This window comes from Streptomyces sp. NPDC014656 (genome assembly GCF_043084305.1).
Classification (GTDB): domain Bacteria; phylum Actinomycetota; class Actinomycetes; order Streptomycetales; family Streptomycetaceae; genus Streptomyces.
On sequence record NZ_JBIBZN010000001.1, the window covers coordinates 378,934 to 395,858 of the forward strand.

Genomic DNA, 16,925 nt, shown 5'->3' on the forward strand with positions numbered 1-16,925 from the left:
GGGGCCTACGGCGGCGGTCTACGGCGGGGGCGCGCCCGCGCAGCGCAGCGCCATCGCGGTGAGGTCGGCGAGGAGTGCCTCGGTGGTGGTCCCGCCGGGGGCGCCGAGCGGGTCGACCAGGACCTCGCCGACCGCGCCGGTGAGCGCGGCGGCGGTGAGCTCGCCGTTCTGCTCGGGCAGCACCCCTCCGGCGATGCCCTCGCGCACCACCGCGGCGAACAGCGCGCGGTAGCGGCGCCGGAAGTCGAGCCGCTCGGCGCCGACGGCGGGCTCGGCCGGGGCGGCGAGCAGGGCGTGGGCGAGCCCGCGGTTCTCCAGGGCGCGGCGGGCGAAGACGTGGATGCCGCGGGTCAGCCGCTCGACCGGGTCGCCGGGCGCGGCCAGCACCTCGCCGAGCACCTCCACCTCGCGCCCGGCGGCGCGCCGGAAGACCTCCACGGCGAGCGCCGCCTTGGACGGGAAGTGCTGGTAGACGGAGCCGGCCGCGATCCCGGCGGCGTCGGCGACCGCGGTCACGGACGCCTGGGACCAGCCCACCTCGGCCACGACGGAGGTGGCGCAGGCGACCAGGTGCTCCCGGGCCGCTTCGAGCCGGCGGACTTCGGCGGGGGTCTTGCGGTAGGCCATGAAAGGAGTGAACCACCATTCAGAGTTTCGCGCCATGGCCGGCGCCTTCCCTGTCCGCCGCGCCCCGCCGCATCCCGCCGCGCCCGGGGGCGCGGGCGGCGTTGTCGGTGCCGTCTGGTTCCATGCCCGTCATGGACCGACCGAACGAGCACGACGGGGAACCGGCCGAACTCCTCGCCCTCGTGCGCCGCCTGGCCTGGGCCGACACCGGCGAGCTCCGCTGCGGGGAGCCGGGTCATCCCGACGGCCACGTCTGCCTGCCGCCGCCGATCGGGGAGGGCGCGCTCGACGCGTTCCGGAGGGCCCTCGTCGAGCGGTACGGACGGGCGCGGAGCCTCGCCCCGGACGGCTGCGCGGACCCGACCGCGACCGCCCTCACCGGCCTGCCGCTGCTCACCCCCTTCGGGGACCGGCTCCTCGCGATGCGCGGCTGGTCGCACGGCGGCCGGTGGATCGGCCTCGGCGCGATCCGCCACCCCCAGGGCCCGCTGCCCGTGCTCCTCGTCGCCGAGGGCCGGACCCCGGCGGACGAGCCTCCCGAGGGGTCCACCTGGCTGGGCGGGATCGTCGCGGCCACCGGCCGGGACCTCGCCGCGCCCCGGCACCCGGTGGACTGGGCGGACACCGAGGCCCGGCTCGGCACGGCGCTCCCCGCCGACTACAAGCAGCTCGCCGAGGTCTTCGGCGAGGGCGCCTTCGACGACTACCTCCGGCTGTACGTCCCCGGCTCGAACGCGCGCGGCTCCGACCTCGTCGGGAACGCGCTCCGGTCGGCCGAGTGGGCGCGGACGCGCGGCTCCGGCCTGTGGGAGCCGTACGGCGTGTACCCGGCGCCCGGCGGCCTCCTGCAGTGGGGCGACACGGAGCAGGCCGACACCTTCTACTGGCTCACCGAGGGCGACGACCCCGAGCGGTGGCCGGTCGTCGCCTGCGAGGACGACTTCGACTCCTGGGAGCGGTTCGATGTGACCGTCACCGAGTTCCTCCACCGCGTCCTCACCGACCGGCACCACCCCCACTCCCTGGCCCGCCACTTCGACGGCCACTGGTTCGACCCCTACGGGGAGGACGGCCTCACGGCGTGACCGCGATGTTGGTCAGACCGCTCGTGGCGCCCCGCACCGTGTTGGAGGCGTGCACCACGTTGAGCCGCCCCGGGCACTTCGAGGTCGACGTGATCCGGACGGCGTACGCGCCCACCCCGCCCAGGTCGGAGGAGTTGCCGCGCCACACGTTGCCGCAGCCGTTCGGGAAGGCCGGCGTGGTGACGGGGTTGTGCGTCTCGTACCCGTTGGCGAAGGTGCCCGGCGCGGTGAAGGTGCCGGTGTTGCCCTCGATCAGGTAGTCCACGCCCTTCACGTCGATCCAGGAGTCCGCCGAGTTCTGACCGCTGATCCCGCGCCCGTCGAAGGTGTTGCCGCGGATGGTCCCGCCGGAGGTGCCCTCCTTGACGTCGACGGCCTCGGCGGCGACGCCCGGACCGATCCGGTTGTTCTCCACGAGCACCCGGTCCGAGCGGTCGGCGCCGCCCTCGTTGCCGTGGCAGCCCCAGTTGGAGCCCGCGGAGCCGATGTACACGCCCTCGCCGTAGCCGGGCTGCGCCAGGCCCGTCTCCTCGACCGTCGAGTCCCGGAGCACGCCGTCCGCCGAGGAGCGGCGGAAGTGCACGCCCTCCTCCTCCACGCGGTGCACGTGCAGCCCGTCCGCCGTCACGTGCGGGGAGGCGTCGACGACCACGCCCTTCTTGGAGTCCCGGACGGTGAAGCCCTCCAGGTTCCAGTGCGGCGCCCGGTACAGCCACAGGCCGTACCCCGGGTCCCAGCCGGCGGTGGGGACCGGGCAGGACGGGCCGCTGCCGGACGGACCGTCGTTGACGAGCACCGCCGTCCGGGGGCCGGTCAGCGTGATCGGCCGGTCCGCCGTGCCGGCGCGCTGCGCGACGAAGGAGCCGCGGTACTCGCCGGGGGCCAGCCGGATCGTCCGCCCGGGCGTCGCCGAGTCCAGCGCGGCCCGGAGCTCCGCCGCGGTGGCGACGTCGACGACGGGGCCGGCGGGCGGGGCGGTCGTGGAGGTGGGGGTGGGCGTGGGCGTAGAGCTCGGCGTGGGGGTCGGCGTCGGCGTCGGGGTCGGGGTAGAGCTCGGCGTGGGCGTGGGGGTCGGCGTGGGGCTGCCGCCGGCGCACGGGGCGCCGTTGACCGTGCAGTTGAGGGGGAGGCCGAGGCCGCTCGCGTTGAAGCCGAAGCCCTGCGTCCCGCCCGGTGCGACCGAGCCGTTCCAGGAGACGGAGGTGAAGGTGTAGTGGCGGCCGCTCTGGGTCTTCGTCGCCGACCAGTGACCGCTGACCGAGGTGCCCTCCGGCAGGTCGAACTCGACCGTCCAGCCGCTCGCCGGGGCGTCCCCGCCGTTCGCCACGGTCACCTCGGCGCCGTAGCCGGTGCTCCAGACGCTCGCCCGGGCGACCGAGGCGGTGAGGACGGGGGCGGCGTCGGCCCGGGCCGACGGGGTCAGGAGTCCCGCGGCGATCAGGACGGCGGCGGCCGTCGCGGCCGCGGCCGGAATCGCTCTGCGCATGATGGGTCGTCTCCTCCTGCCGGGCGGCGCCGGGCGGTCGGCGATGGTTGACAGGAAACCTTCCTTACCGTTGCGCCGACGTCAATGGAAGCGACGGACCCGTCCACCATCCCTCCCCACCGGAACGCCCCCCGAGCGGCCCCCGAGCGGACCCCACTTCAAGCCACGGACGGGCCGCGCGGCCCGGGGCCGGCCGTCCCGCGCCCCCGGCGCCCGCGAGGCCACCGGCCCCGACGCCGCCCGGCCCACCGCCCCGCCCGGTACGTCAAACGCTCCCACCGCGCCCGCGCCGCCCGGGACGGCGGGAGGCCGACGGCCGTGGCGGGGCGCTCTGTTACGTTGGCGGCTCCCCGTCCCGAGGAGAGGAAGCGACCCGCTCATGGCCCTCATCCACCGCACCACGATGACGCCGACCAAGCTGGAGCTCATCGCCGACTGGCTGCCCAGGCGGGCGTGGTACGCCGGCGGGGCGGACGGGCCGCGGCCGGTGAGGGTCGGCGGGTTCCGGCTCGACGACCCCGAGGGCGAGGTGGGCATCGAGTTCATGGTCGTCGCCGACGGCGAGGGGCCGGAGGCGGTCGCGTACCTGGTCCCGATGACGTACCGGGGCAAGCCCCTCGACGGCGCGGAGCACGCCCTCATCGGCACCTCCGAGCACGGGGTGCTCGGCACCCGGTGGATCTACGACGGCGCCCACGACCCGGTGCTCGTCCGGGAGTTGACGGCACTGCTCGACGGACGGGCCGTGCCGCAGCAGCAGTCCGTCAGCGACGCCGTCGACGAGACCGTCGCCGTCGCCGCCGTCCCCGGCCTGCGGGCGGCCGGACCGGCGGAGGCCGTCGACGGCGCCGGGCACACCGAGGTCCGCGTCCGGGCGGAGGGCGACGCCGGAGCCCTCGTCCTGCGGCTGCACCGGGTCCTGCGGCCGGGCGGCGCCGGGGACGGCGCGCTCGGGGGCGTCACCGCCGAGTGGGCCCCGGCGGGAGCCGGGGGCGCCGCCGCGCGCGGGGCGTACGTCTCCGTCCACCGGGCCTGACCCCGGCGGCGCGCTCCGTCCTCAGGGGCGGAGCGCCGTCGCCAGCTGGGAGCGGGAGCGCACGTCCAGCTTCTGGTAGATGCGGGTCAGCCGCGCCTCCACCGTCTTCACGCTCAGGAACAGCTTCGCCGCCGCCTCCTGGTTCGAGGCGCCCTGCCCCACCAGCCGGGCCAGCCGCAGCTCCGCCTCGGTCAGCGAGGCCAGCGCCGTCGGCCCCTCCTCGCCGCCCTGCGCCGTCCCCGGCAGCTCACCGGCCGGGGCCTCCGTGGCCAGCGCCAGCCACGGCACCGCCCCGGCCCGCTCGAAGACCGTGGCCGCCGCGTGCAGCGCCGTCTGCGCCGCCGACCGGCGCCGCCGCTTGCGCTCCACCCGGGCCAGCGCCATCAGCGCCCGCCCCTGCTCCAGCGGCAGCCCCGCCTCCGCGAACCGGGCGGCCGTCCCGGTCAGCAGCTCCGCCGCCTCGTCCGTCCGCCCCTCCGCCGCCAGGCACAGCGCCCGCACCCGGTCGCAGCCGAGCAGCACCGTGGACCTGCCGAGGCGCCGGGCCACCGGACGGACCTCGGCGAGCAGCGCCAGGGCGTCGTCGACGGCGTCGTGGGCGAGCAGCGCCTCCGCCAGTTCCTCGTGCCAGCGCAGCATCGACGGGTCGACCGTGGACTGCGCCCGCTCGTCGGTCTGCACCCGGCGCAGGGTCTCCAGGGCCGCTGCCACGTCGCCGTTGACCAGCTGGACGCGCCCGAGGGCGTACCGGCTGCGGGAGAGGAAGACCCGGTCGCCCTCCTCCTCGGAGGCCTGCACGCTGCGCCGCGCGTAGCTCGCCGCCCGGCCCAGGCTGCCGCCGGCGGTCTCGGCGAGCGCCAGCGCGTACCAGGCGGGGCCGGGGGAGAGGCCGGCCTCCAGGGTGAGCGCCAGCGACTGGCCGGCGTGGGCGAGCGCCGCCGCGCACGCGCCGATCCGCGACTCGATCTCCGCGAGCGTGCGGAACAGCTCGATGGCGTCCTCGACCGAGCCGCGCCGCTGCACCAGCGGCAGCAGCGCGTTCAGCTCGTCCCGGGCGTCCGTCAGCCGGTCGTCGAAGAGGGCGTGCCGGATCGTCAGGATCTGGGCGGCGTTGCGGATGCCCAACGGCCGCTCCGCCAGCTCCAGTTCCCGGGCGCGGGCCAGGACCGGTTCCGCGTCGGGGGTGCCCAGCGCCCGTTCCATCCGCGCCTGCACGGTCAGCGCCTGCGCGGCCGTGCGGGGGTCGCCCACCGACGCGGCGAGCGCGGCCGACTCCATCGCGGCGGTCCGGGAGCGCTCCGGATCGCCGTCGGCCAGCACGTACTTGACGGCCAGTCGGAGCTGCACGGCGGCCCGGAGCGCGGTGGCGCCCTCCGAGTCCTCCATGGCGTGGACGTACATGTCGTCCAGGTCGGTGAGGCCCTGTCCCGCCGTGTCGAGGACCGCGAGGCGGGCCCGCACCCGGTCGGTGGGGGAGGCGTCGCGGGCGAGCAGGTCCGTGGTGGCCCGCATCGCCAGGTCGGCCCTGGCCGCCCGCGCGGCCTCCTCGGCCGCGTCCACGAGGCGCGCGATGCGCCGTGCCCCGTCCCGGCCGGGCGTGGACTCGGCGGCCAGCAGAGCGAGTTCGGCGGCGAGCGCGTTGTTCCCGCGCCGCCGGGCGGTCTCCGCCGCGGCCGCGACCTCGGCGGCCAGCTCCTCGTCCGGCCGGTCGGAGGCCAGCGCCCGGTGCCGGACCGCCTCCACCGGGTCGTCCACGACCTCGGCGAGCGCCGCGTGCCCCGCGCTGCGCTCCGCCCAGCAGGCGTCGTGCACCAGGGTGGACGGCAGGAGCCCCGCCGTGAAGGCGAGCGAGCCGTCCTCGGCGAGCGACACCAGGCCGGCCCGCTCGGCGGCGGCGAGGTCCGCCTCCGCGTTGGGCCGCCCGGCCCGCCGCACCAGGGTCGCCGAGGGGCGCAGGGCGAGCGCCGCGAGCAGCAGCGTGGCCCGGACCGGCGGGGGAGCGGCGCCCAGGAGCTGGCGGGCGAGGTCCCGGGCGCGCCCGGAGAGCGTCAGGGCCTCCGCGTGGTGCACGGGGGTGCGGGCGTCGGCGAGGGAGCGGCCGACGGCGAGCGCGAGCCGGGGGTTGCCGCCGCTGGCGCGGTGGATGCGGCCGGCCATCCGGGACGGCAGCCGGTGGTGGATGAGGAGTTCGGCGATCTCGTCCGCCTGGAGCGGCGGCACGAGCAGCAGGTCGGCCTCGGACGGGACCCACAGGTGGGCGGTGTGCCCGACGCCCGTCCGGCCGGAGGCGCCGGTGCCGGGCTCCGGCGCGTCGGCGCCGTGGGCGTCCCCGTACGGCTCCGGGGTCTCGACCGCGATCACCCGCAGCGACGGCGGGGCGAGGTGGAGGGCGAAGCGGAGCAGGTCGGTGCTGTCGGGGTCGAGGAACTCGGCCCCGTCGACGACGAGCAGCACCGGCCCCCGGGAGGTCAGCACGCGCAGGATGCGGGCGATGCCCAGGCGCAGGGCGATCGGGTCCCAGCCGCCCTGCTGGATGGGCGCCTCGCGGCAGAGCATGGCGACGGCGGTGCGCTGGGGCCCCGGCAGGTCGTCGAAGACGCCGGAGGCGAAGACTCCGGAGGGCAGGGCGCCGGGGGTGCCCGGGAGGGGGGTGCCGTCGAGGCCGGCCGGGCCGTCCTCGGTGGCGGGGACCGGCTCGGCGCGCGGGCCCGGCCGGGCGACGGTGGCCGCCACGGAGGCCACCAGCGCGGCCGCGGCGGCGCCGGGTATCGCACGGTCGGCGGGGAGGGCGGCGAGCCACAGCACGGTCTCGCCGCGGGCCTCGGCCCGGGCGGCGGCGGCCAGCGCGACCTCGGTCTTGCCGACGCCGGCGGGGCCCGTGAGCAGGGCGCGGCCGCGGGCGTGGAGGACGGATTCGAGACGGGACAGCAGCTCCTCGCGGCCCACCGGGGCCGGGGACCCGGCCGCTCCGGGAGCACGTGGGGGCAGGGGGCCGTTCGGAACCGTCGTCACCTGGTCGCCACCTCCGCCCGTGGGCCCCGCCCATGAGCCCTGCGCAGAGGATACGGAGCCGGGGCGCTCCGTCCAGGCCCCTTGTCCGGCATGCGGACACGCCGCACCGCGCGGTCGCGCTCCCACGCGCCAGGACGCGCCCGTGGTGTAGACCACGAGCGCGTCGCTGACCAGCAATGATGCTGATGTGGGGGGTGGTTGAGCGGTGGATCAGAAGGTGAGGCTCCACGAGTCGATGTAGCCGGTGTCACCCGAGGCCACATCGCGGACCTGGAGCTTCCAGGTGCCGTTGGCGACCTCGCTGGAGGCGTCGACCGTGTACGTCGCGATGACGTTGTCGGCGCTGTCCGAGGAGGAGGACGCCTTCAGGTTGCGCACCGTGCCGTCGGGGGCGACCAGGTCGACGACCAGGTCCCCGCGCCAGGTGTGCTTGATGTCCACGTCGACCTTGAGGGCGGCGGGGGCGTTGCCGGTGCGGCCGGTGACGGCGATCGAGGACGACACGGTGGTGTTGTCGGCGATCGTGACGTTGTTGGCGTTGGTGAAGACGGTGCCCGGCTGGGTGGTGCCGGTGACCGCGTTCACGGTCTTGGCCGCGTCGGCGATGCCGGTGCCGCAGCCGCCGGAGCAGGTGCCGGGGAGCGGACGGGCGTTCGTCTTGATCGCCGACTCGATCTCGGCCGGGGTGAGGGTGCTCTTGGCCGACTTCAGGAGGGCGGCGAGGCCCGCGATGTGCGGCGCGGCCATGGAGGTGCCCTGGTAGGGCTTGTAGTTCTCGGCCGACTGGGTCGTCGTGCCCGAGTTCAGCGTGGAGTAGATCGCGTTCTCGGGGGTGGTGACGGTGCCGGGCGTGTCGGTGGCGTTGCGGGTCTCGCCGCCGGGGGCGGACACGTCCACGAGGGTGCCGTAGTTGGAGTAGTACGACCGGGAGCCGGCGCGGTTGGTCGACGCCACGGTGATGACGTTCGAGCAGTTCGCGGGCGTGAAGCCGGAGGTGTTGGCGTTGCTGTTGCCCGCGGCGACGACGACGGTGGTGCCGCGCGAGACGGCGCCGTTGATCGCGGTCTGGTAGACGCTCGGGCAGGTGGAGCTGGCGCCGCCCAGGCTCAGGTTGATGACCTTGGCCGGGGTCGGGTTGGCCGGGACGCCCGACACGGTGCCGCCGGAGGCCCAGGTGATGGCGTCGGCGATGTCGGAGGACGAGCCGCCGCACTTGCCGAGCACCCGCACGGGCTGGATCTTCGCGTTGTACGCGATGCCCGCGATGCCCTTGGTGTTGTTCGTGACGGCGCCGATGGTGCCGGCCACGTGGGTGCCGTGCCAGGAGGAGGTCGACGCCTTCGAGCCGGTGCCGCACTCGCCGTCGGTGGCGTTCCAGTCGCCCTCGTCCTTGGCGTCCGCGTCGCGGCCGTTGCCGTCGCGGGCGTCGGCGGAGGTGGAGATGAAGTCGTAGCCGGAGACGACGTTGGACGCGAGGTCCGTGTGGGCCGCGTAGCCGGTGTCGATGACGGCGACGGTGACGCCCGAGCCGGTCGTCTTGTCCCAGGCGGACGGAACGTTCATGCCGCCGGTGGCCTCGAAGAGGTCCCACTGCTTGGCGTAGTCGGTGTCGTTCGGGGCCACGGCCATGGCGTAGGCGCGGACGTCCGGTTCGACGGTGGCGACGGACGGGTCGGCGCGGAAGGCGGCCATGACCTCGTTCACGTCCTGGGAGGTGGCGGAGTCGCCCAGGTCGACCAGGGCGCCGCCGCCGGAGAGGCGGCGCTCGAAGGCGAGGTCCTCGCCGGTCTTCGCGGCCTTCTCGGCGGTGTCGGTCTTCGCCGCCGCGTTGGAACCGGCCTCGGCGGCCTGGCTCTTGTAGGTGACGATGACCTTCTCGACCGGGGCGCTGGGGAGCGTCCCCATCGCCTGCGAAGCCGGAGCCGGCTTCGGGGAGGGAGCGGCCGGGGCGGCGGCGAACGCCCCGGTGGTGGTGGCAGTGGCACCGATGATCGCGGCGGTGGCGACCACGGATATGACTCTCCGCCTGGAACCGTTCAAAGTGGGTGGCCCTTTCGAGTACGACGTGGTTGCGGGCAGTGGCGGCGGCGCGGGAGTCGCGGTGCGAAGTGGGGTCGCGGCCGTGGTCCCTGGGCTGGGGGGCCCGTGCGCCGCCACCGGCGCCGACGGCCCGGGTCAAGGCCGTCACCGGAGGGGATCTCCCCGCATGCACCTGTCAGGTGCGCTGCGGGGGATGATATCCGCCGGTGCGGAGGACAGTAGGGAACGGGGAGGTGAACGCGATACGGGGAAAACCCTTGTCACCCCTCAGGGGCGGGGAGGGGGTCCCCCCTCGGGGACGGCCGGGGGACGGCAGGGGGACGGCCGGGGGGTGCCGGCGCGGCGGGCGCGCGGAGGTCCGGGCGGGCCCGCGGCCCCGCTCCGGGCGGCGAAACGGCGCGATCCGACCCGTTCACGGGCACGCGGCGGGGTGCGGGGCGAGGGCGCGGGGAGCGGCGAGGGGTACGAGGGGTGGGGCGGCGCGGCCGGGCTGCCGAGGGGCGGTTCCCGGCCGGTTCCGGCCCGGACTCAGCCGAGTTCGAGGGTCGTGACGCCGAAGACGCGGTCCGTCGCGACCGGCCGCACCGGGGCCGTGTACATGCGGGCCGTCTCGAAGGTGGGGGTGAGGCCGCGCTCCTCGGCGAGCCGGGCCGCCGCCGGGTTCGTGTCCGGCACGTCGACGGCGATCGACCGCGCGCCGAAGCCCCGGGCCTCCTCCGCCAGCGCGTCGAGCAGCGCCGCCGCGTCCGCCGGGCCGTCCGCGAACAGCGGCCCCACGCGCGCCTCGTCCTGACAGGGCCGTACGACGCCGTAGCCGGTCACCCGGCCGTCCGTCACCCGGGCGAGGGCGCGGTGCCCCGGGGTCGCGAGCCAGGCGGCGAGGAAGCGGGGCCGTTCGGCGTGGTGACAGGCGGAGTCGTACGCGGCGAGGAGCGCGGGATCGACCCGCCCGGCCGGCACGACCCCGGCCACCGGGCGCTCCGGGGAAGGGACTTCTCCGACATAGCGGGCGGTCCGGTAGGCGGTCGCGAACCCCGAGCGCCGGTAGTTGTCCTGCTGCGCGGGCACGCCGTCCAGCCCCACCGCCCGCCCGCCCGCGTGGGCGAGACCGGCCCGCCAGGTCGCCAGCCCGAGCCCCCGCCCGCGCAGTTCGGGCCGGACGAGGTAGAAGCCGAGGAAGGCGTACGCGTCCCCGTAGGTGACCACCGAGACGGCGGAGACCGGCTCGCCGTCGACCCGCCCCAGGAAGAACCCGTCCGGATCCTGCGCGAAGAAGGCGTCCCCGTCCGCCCGCCCGGGGTTCCACCCCTCCTCGGCGGCCCAGCCCCGCACCAGCTCCCACTCGGCGCGGGTGGCGGGGGCGACGACGATCGGACCGGCGGGGGAGAGGGTCATGGGAGAGCCTTTCGGGCGACACCGCACATCAAAACGGTCAAAGCGCCCCACCGTAGCGCCTCCTGGCGCCCTCCCCGGGCGCCGCCGATCGATTCCGGCCGCGCCCGCGGCCGCCCGGGCGGCCGTTCCGTCAGCCGTTCCGGCGACCGCTCCGACGGCCGTTCCGACGGCCGTTCCGACAGTCATTCCGGCGACCGCTCTGGTGGGGCCGTTCCGGTGGGGGCCGCTCCGGTGGTCGCGCCGGTGGCCGTTTCGACGGCTTCCCGGCGGCCGGGCGCGGGGCGGGTCAGGTCACCAGCCGGAGGCGGCTGTCGGCGACGGAGAGGCGGACGGTCTGGCCCCAGGTCAGGTCGAGGGCGTCGGACTCGACGCCGTCGCCGAAGGCGACGAGGCGGTCGGACTCGACGGTGAGCCGCAGCCCCTGCCCGGGCCCGAGGAGCCCCTCGACCCGGCTCGTGCCGGTCGCGGGGGAGGGCCATGCCTCGCGGACGAACCACGCGAGGCGCGGCTCCGCCGGCGCGGGCAGCGCCAGCGCGCTGGAGCGCTGCTGCCAGAGCGAGCGGAGCCAGCCGGTGGCGCCGGTGCCGGTGCCGGCCAGCACCCCGGAGGAGGCCTGGGGCTCGGGCCCCCGGCCGTCGCCGCCCTCCGCGTCCAGGGTGTAGCGGGCGGTCTGGTGGCCCGGCGGACCCACGTAGATCTCGTTGAGGGCGAGCAGCCGCTGGCCGTCGTCCGTGGCCGCCGCGACCATGGTCAGCTCGTCGGCCGCGGCCCCCGGCCCGGCCGCGTGCGGCAGCAGCCGGCGGGCGTCGGCCGGGCGGTGCCGGACGAGCACGCCGGGGTTGCGGCCCGGGTCGGCGTCGATGCCGACGACGGGCTGGCCCGCGAGGTACTTGGCGGTGTTGGCGACCAGCCCGTCCTGGCCGACCACCACCACCACGTCCTCCGGCCCGAAGAGGAACCTGTCCAGATCGGCGCGCTCCACCCGGGTCTGCCGCCAGGCCAGCGGCACGGCCCCGGCGACGGCCGCGAGCGCCCGCAGCGCGCGGTCGTGCCGCTCGCGGACCTCGTCGGCCGAGCGCCCCCGGGCCGCCAGGAAGAACGCGGCCTGCCCGTGCGTCCCGTGCCGGGCGAGCAGCTCCTCGTACTCCGTCCTGCGGTGTACGAGGACCGCCCGCGGGGCGAGGCTCACGCGCCCGCCCCGCCGCTGCCGCCGAGCTTCGCGAGGAGGCCGGTGAGGACGTCGGGGGAGAGGGTGAGGTGCTCGATCCTGGGCAGCTGCTCGGCGGCCCGGGCGAGCGCCAGGGCGTGCAGGACGGCGGGCTCGGCCGTCGCGTGCGCCTGGAGCCAGGCCGTCTGGGCGGCGGCCCGGGCCTCGCCGACCTCGCGCGCCGCCTCCGCCTCGGCCCGTGCCAGGCGCACCTTGCGCACCGCCTCGGCCTCCGCCCGCACCGCGTCGGCGGCGGCGGACTCCTCCGCCTCGCGCCGCGCGTTGGTGCCGCGCTGCTCGACGAGCCGTTCCTCCTGGCGGGCCAGCTCGATCTTGCTGGCCAGCTCGTTCTCCGCGATCGTCCGCTCCCGCTCGACCGCGACCGCGCGGCGCTCGTAGGTGGCCCGGTCGGCCTCCTGCTGGATCTGCTCCCGGGCCGGGGTGCGCAGGGCGCGCTCGACCTCGGGCTCGGGGCGGAGCGCGACCACCCGGACGGCGACCACCTCGATGCCGGTCGCCGGCAGCCGCGGTTCGGCGGCGAGCCCGTCCGTGATCCGTTCCCGTACCGCCGCCACGCCGTCCACCAGCGCCCGGGCGAGCGTGGTGCGCGCGAGCACGTCGAGGGCGTGCTGCTGGGCGGTCTCGGTCAGCAGCGTCGCGATCTGCTCCAGCGGGGTCCCGCGCCAGACCCCGGTGTCGGGGTCGATGGAGAAGTCGAGCCGCGCGGCGGCCGTCGCCGGGTCCCCGATCCGGTACGTGACGGTGGACTGCACGCTCACGTCCTGGAAGTCCGCGGTGCGGGCGTGGAAGGCCATCGCCAGCTCCCGGTCGTCCACCGGGACCTCCGACAGCGCCGCGCTCCGCGGCCGGAACCAGAAGCTGAGCCCGGCCCCGTCGTGCGCGATCCGTCCGTCCCGCTGGTGCCGGATGTGGGCGGTGGGCGCGGAGCGCAGGTGGCGCCAGCCCGCGCGCCGGGTGATGTCGGCCATGAGAGAACCCCCTTGTCGTCATCATGACGATAGAACCGGAGGCCGGTTGTCGTCAAGGTGACGCGAAGGGGGTCGTGGGGTGGGGCCGTACCAGTGGGGCGGCCGGGGTGGCCGGGGCGGCCGGGGGGCGAGGTGGAGGAGGCGTCCGCCCCGGCCGTCCCGGTCAGCGGGCCGGCTCCGCCTCCCGTACGGGGACGAGGACCTCACCCAGCGCCTCGGCCAGACTCGGCACCGCAGGCACCGCAGGCACCGCAGGCACCGCAGGCACCGCAGGCGCAGCGGGCCCCGGCGCGAGCTCGCCGACGGGGGGCGTCGCGACGGGCGTCGCGACGGGCGCGGCCGGGCCGCGCCCGGTCAGGGACTCGGGCCCGGTCACGGCCCCGGTCACGGACTCGGGCCCGGACTTCGGGGGCGTGGGGCCGCCCGTGGTGAGGAGGACGACGCCCCGGGCCGCGACCAGGGCCGCCGCCGCGGCGGCCGGCCAGCCCCAGGCACCCGCGCGGAACGTCTCGCCGAGCAGCGCCACGCCGATGACGGCGGCGGCCGCCGGGTTCGACAGGTTCACGACCGCCAGCGGGCCGGCGAGCCCGCCCCGGTAGGCGGTCTGGGACAGGAGCAGGCCGCCCATGGCGAAGGCGGAGATCAGCACCGCGAGCAGGGCGGTCTGCCACCAGGCCGGACGCCCGCCCGGGAGGCCGAGGGCCAGCGCGGCGGTGAGGGTCTGGGTGAGGGCCGAGCCGACGCCCGAGGCGATGCCGGAGGCGGTGGCGTGCCCGAGCCCGTTGGCCCGTACGCCGCCCTCCCCGTGCCCGGCCCGGCGGCCGGCGCCGGCCAGCGCCGCGATCAGCAGCGCCGTCGCCCCGGCGACCACCAGGGCCTCGGTCAGGCTCAGCGACTCGCCGGGCGCGGCGGGGCCGGTGACCGCCACGAGGCCGACCAGGCCCGCCAGGGTCCACAGCGCCCCGCGCCACTCGGTGCGGGTCACCCGCCGGCGGGCCGTGCGGGCGCCCAGCGGCAGTGCCGCCACGAGGGTCAGCGCGCCCAGCGGCTGCACCAGCGTCAGGGGGCCGTAGTGCAGGGCGGCGACGTGGGCGAGGGCTCCGGCGGCGTTGAGGCCGACGGCCCACCACCACTGGCCGCGCGCGAGCAGGGCCCGCAGCGCCCCGTGCCCTGAGGGGGTGGAGGGGGCGGCGGCGAGCCGGGCCTGGGCGACGGCGGCGAGCGCGTACCCGGCGGCGGAGACGAGCGAGAGCAGCACCGCGAGCACGGTGCCCGCCGTGGCGCTCATCGCCGCACCCCGGCGGGGACGGAGCCGGCGGCGGACCGCTGCGGGGGCGCGGCGGGCGCCGCGGCCGGCGCGGCCGTGGACGCGGACGGCGGCACGGCCGGGGGCGCGGTCGGCGCGGCCGTGGACACGGACGGCGGCACGGCCGGGGACGCGGACGGCGGCGCGGTCGGCACGGCCGGACGCTCCGGCGTCGGTACGACGAGCAGCGCGAAGCCCAGCAGGGCCGCGGCGGCGAGCGCGTCCATCCAGTAGTGGTTGGCGGTGCCGACGACCACGAGCAGCGTCAGCGCCGGGTGCAGCAGCCACCACCGGCGCAGCCGCGAGCGGGTCGCGGCGATGAGCCCGATCGCGACCATCAGCGCCCAGCCGAAGTGCAGCGACGGCATCGCGGCGAACTGGTTCGCCATCGAGTCCGCCTCCGGGGCGGCGCCGTACACGGACGGGCCGTAGACCCGCGCGGTGTCCACCAGGCCGGCGGCGGCGAGCATCCGGGGCGGCGCGAGCGGCACCAGGATGTGCAGCGCCAGCGCCGCGCCGGTGAGCAGCGCCAGGACGCGCCGCGACCAGACGTAGTGCGCGGGGCGGCGCCAGTACAGCCAGGCGAGGAAGGCGATCGTGGCCGGGAAGTGCACGGCCGCGTAGTAGGTGTTCGCGACCCGGACCAGCGGCTCGCCGTGCAGCAGGAGCTGCTGGACCGCGCCCTCGCCGGGGAGGTGGAGGGCGCGCTCGGCGTCCCACACGAGGTCGGCGTTGCGGAAGGCGGCGGTCTCGTGGCCGTTGGCGAGGAGCCGGCCCAACTTGTAGACGAGGAAGAGCCCGGTGACGAGCAACAGCTCGCGCAGGAGCGGTGGCCGGCCGCCCTCGGCCCGGGCGGCCGGACGTATCCCGTCCGTCCCGCCCGTCCCGTGTGTCGGGGTAGCCATGGCGCGGCACTTCCCATCCGTCAATCGGTCAAAGCTGCAACAAACGGAGGAACTCTAGATCCGATTTCATCGAGACGCAAGCGTCTCGATACGTTTGCGTCTCGATTGTGCACCCCCTACTCTCGTATGTGCAGAGAAGGGTGCTCCCGTCCCGCGCGGAGGGCCCGAGGTTTCCGGGAGGAACCGATGTCCACGCAGGCCGCCACCGCCGCCGCCCGCCGCAGCAAGATCACGCCGGAGCGCGAGGCGGAGCTGTACGAGGCCGTGCTCCGCCTCCTGCGCGAAGGCGGCTACGACGCGGTGACCATGGAGGGCGTCGCGGCCCGCACCAAGTGCGGCAAGGCCACCCTCTACCGGCAGTGGGGCACCAAGCCGCAGCTCGTCACCGCCGCCCTCGCCGCCCGCCGCTGCGCGGTCTTCGGCGGCATCGACACCGGCAGCCTCGCCGGCGACCTCCACGAGGCCGCCCGCATCGCCTCGGCCCGCCACGAGCACGACACCGAGCTCATGGAGGCCGTCGCCCAGGCATACCTCCGCCACCCCGACCTGCGCGGCTGCATCCGCGAGACCGTCATCGCCCCCGAGGTCGCGGCCATCGACGCCGTCGTCCAGCGCGCCGTCGACCGGGGCGAGGTCGCCCCCGACAACCCGGCCATCGCCTTCGTCGCCCCCAGCTTCATGGGCCTGCTCCGCATCGAGCGGCTGCTGGAGGACCGCTTCCCCGACGACTCCGCCGCCCGCGCGTTCGTCGACGCCGTCCTGCTGCCCGTCCTGCGCGTCGACGGGTGACGCGCGCCGGGGTCGCGCACCCTGGAGCCATGCCCGCCCCCACCCCCGCCGTCCGCGTCCGCCGCGTCTACGACCCGCCGGCCCCCGACGACGGCGTCCGCGTCCTCGTCGACCGCCTCTGGCCGCGCGGCCTCGCCAAGGCGGACGCCCGCATCGACGAATGGCCGAAGGCGCTCACCCCGTCCACGGAACTCCGCCGCTGGTACCACGGCCCGGGCGAAGGCGGCTACGACGAGTTCCGCCGCCGCTACGAGGCCGAACTCGCGGCCCCCGAGGCGGCCGCCGCCCTCGACCGCCTCCGCGCCCTCGCGAAGACCGCCCCCCTCACCCTCCTCACCGCCACCAAGCACCCCGAGACCAGCCACACCACGGTCCTCCAGGAAGAACTCGCCACCTGACGGAGCGCTACCGGCCCGCGCCGCCCCGGCCCCCCGCCAGCCGGGGCGCCTCGGCGGCGGCGTCCGGGGGAGCGGCCCCGCCTGCGGCCCCGCGCTCCACCCGCACGGCCAGCTCCCCGGCCCAGGCCACGAGCCCCGGGACGTCCAGGCCGTACGTCTCGCCGCCCCCCTCCGCGTACCCGCCGACCCGGCCGGCCCCGCGCCGCAGCAGCCGCGCCCCGCCCGTCGCGTTCCCCCGCGCGGCGTGCGTCAGCCCCACGGCCAGCTGCGCCAGCCCCTGCCACAGCTCCCGCTCACCGCCCGGCCCCGACTTCCACGCGTCCTCGAAGACCTCGTGCGCGTGGAACGGCATCCCGGCGTCCAGCAGCCGCTGCGCCTCCCGCACCGTCTCCCCGGGCGTCCGCGCGACCCCCTCGGGCTGGCGCGCCACGCCCGCCGCCCCGTACGGCAGCGGCCGCCCGAGCCCGTCCCGCGGCCGCGCGCTGCGCGCCCGCCCCTCCTCGTCGCGGTCCCGGCCGCGCCCGTTCCCTCCGGATGCCTCGCTCACCCCGCCATTCTCCGCCCCCGCGCACCGGTGTGTGATCTCCCCCCACGGAGTGAGGTAGTGTTCTCCTGCACGCCGACGCGGGGAAACCCCGCCGCCGACGGGC

The 16,925-nt window shown here is 76.8% G+C and carries 14 protein-coding genes; 4 read left to right on the top strand and 10 right to left on the bottom strand.

What is annotated here, in order from left to right; genetic code table 11:
* Positions 1–18: 18 nt before the first annotated feature.
* The gene (locus tag ACF1ED_RS01825; protein WP_391756403.1) at positions 19–627 is read right to left on the bottom strand and encodes a TetR/AcrR family transcriptional regulator; all 609 of its coding nucleotides are present in this window, start codon (positions 625–627) and stop codon (positions 19–21) included.
* A 131-nt stretch (positions 628–758) separates the two neighbouring features.
* On the opposite strand from ACF1ED_RS01825, the gene ACF1ED_RS01830 reads away from it, so the two are divergent.
* Positions 759–1,712: a hypothetical protein gene (locus ACF1ED_RS01830; protein ID WP_391756404.1), complete on the top strand. Its 954-nt coding sequence runs from the start codon at positions 759–761 to the stop codon at positions 1,710–1,712.
* On the opposite strand, the gene ACF1ED_RS01835 is transcribed toward ACF1ED_RS01830, so the two are convergent.
* The gene (locus tag ACF1ED_RS01835; protein ID WP_391756405.1) at positions 1,702–3,198 is read right to left on the bottom strand and encodes a cellulose binding domain-containing protein; all 1,497 of its coding nucleotides are present in this window, start codon (positions 3,196–3,198) and stop codon (positions 1,702–1,704) included. The genes ACF1ED_RS01830 and ACF1ED_RS01835 overlap by 11 nt on opposite strands.
* Positions 3,199–3,577: 379 nt before the next feature.
* On the opposite strand from ACF1ED_RS01835, the gene ACF1ED_RS01840 reads away from it, so the two are divergent.
* Positions 3,578–4,234, top strand: a complete 657-nt coding sequence (locus ACF1ED_RS01840; protein WP_391756406.1) for a 1,4-alpha-glucan branching protein — start codon at positions 3,578–3,580, stop codon at positions 4,232–4,234.
* Positions 4,235–4,255: 21 nt separating this feature from the next.
* On the opposite strand, the gene ACF1ED_RS01845 is transcribed toward ACF1ED_RS01840, so the two are convergent.
* From ACF1ED_RS01845 to ACF1ED_RS01875, 7 genes are all read right to left on the bottom strand, one after another.
* Positions 4,256–7,246: an AAA family ATPase gene (locus ACF1ED_RS01845; protein ID WP_391756407.1), complete on the bottom strand. Its 2,991-nt coding sequence runs from the start codon at positions 7,244–7,246 to the stop codon at positions 4,256–4,258.
* 210 nt (positions 7,247–7,456) lie between these two features.
* The gene (locus tag ACF1ED_RS01850) at positions 7,457–9,151 is read right to left on the bottom strand and encodes a S8 family serine peptidase (protein WP_391756797.1); all 1,695 of its coding nucleotides are present in this window, start codon (positions 9,149–9,151) and stop codon (positions 7,457–7,459) included.
* A 663-nt stretch (positions 9,152–9,814) separates the two neighbouring features.
* Complete coding sequence (locus ACF1ED_RS01855) at positions 9,815–10,681, bottom strand: GNAT family N-acetyltransferase (RefSeq protein WP_391756408.1); 867 nt, start codon at positions 10,679–10,681, stop codon at positions 9,815–9,817.
* Between the two features lie 286 nt (positions 10,682–10,967).
* Positions 10,968–11,870, bottom strand: coding sequence for a hypothetical protein (locus ACF1ED_RS01860; protein WP_391756409.1), 903 nt, complete (start codon positions 11,868–11,870; stop codon positions 10,968–10,970).
* Positions 11,867–12,877, bottom strand: a complete 1,011-nt coding sequence (locus ACF1ED_RS01865) for an SPFH domain-containing protein (protein ID WP_391756410.1) — start codon at positions 12,875–12,877, stop codon at positions 11,867–11,869. Before ACF1ED_RS01865 ends, ACF1ED_RS01860 begins: the two co-directional genes overlap by 4 nt.
* Before the next feature lie 163 nt (positions 12,878–13,040).
* A complete protein-coding gene (locus ACF1ED_RS01870; protein WP_391756411.1) occupies positions 13,041–14,165 on the bottom strand; it encodes a DMT family transporter in 1,125 nt (374 codons plus the stop codon).
* Positions 14,162–15,088 (bottom strand): phosphatase PAP2 family protein, encoded by a 927-nt coding sequence (locus ACF1ED_RS01875; protein WP_391756412.1) that lies wholly within the window; start codon positions 15,086–15,088, stop codon positions 14,162–14,164. The genes ACF1ED_RS01870 and ACF1ED_RS01875 overlap by 4 nt, the downstream gene beginning before the upstream one ends.
* A 186-nt stretch (positions 15,089–15,274) precedes the next feature.
* Here ACF1ED_RS01875 and ACF1ED_RS01880 point away from each other — a divergent pair, with 186 nt between their 5' ends.
* Positions 15,275–15,877, top strand: coding sequence for a TetR/AcrR family transcriptional regulator (locus ACF1ED_RS01880; RefSeq protein ID WP_391756413.1), 603 nt, complete (start codon positions 15,275–15,277; stop codon positions 15,875–15,877).
* Positions 15,878–15,906: 29 nt separating this feature from the next.
* Entirely contained in the window at positions 15,907–16,275 is a 369-nt protein-coding gene (locus ACF1ED_RS01885; protein WP_391756414.1) for a DUF488 domain-containing protein, read from the top strand.
* A gap of 7 nt (positions 16,276–16,282) precedes the next feature.
* Here the strand turns inward: ACF1ED_RS01885 and ACF1ED_RS01890 are convergent, their stop codons facing one another.
* Positions 16,283–16,822: a DUF309 domain-containing protein gene (locus ACF1ED_RS01890; RefSeq protein ID WP_391756415.1), complete on the bottom strand. Its 540-nt coding sequence runs from the start codon at positions 16,820–16,822 to the stop codon at positions 16,283–16,285.
* Positions 16,823–16,925 lie beyond the last annotated feature (103 nt).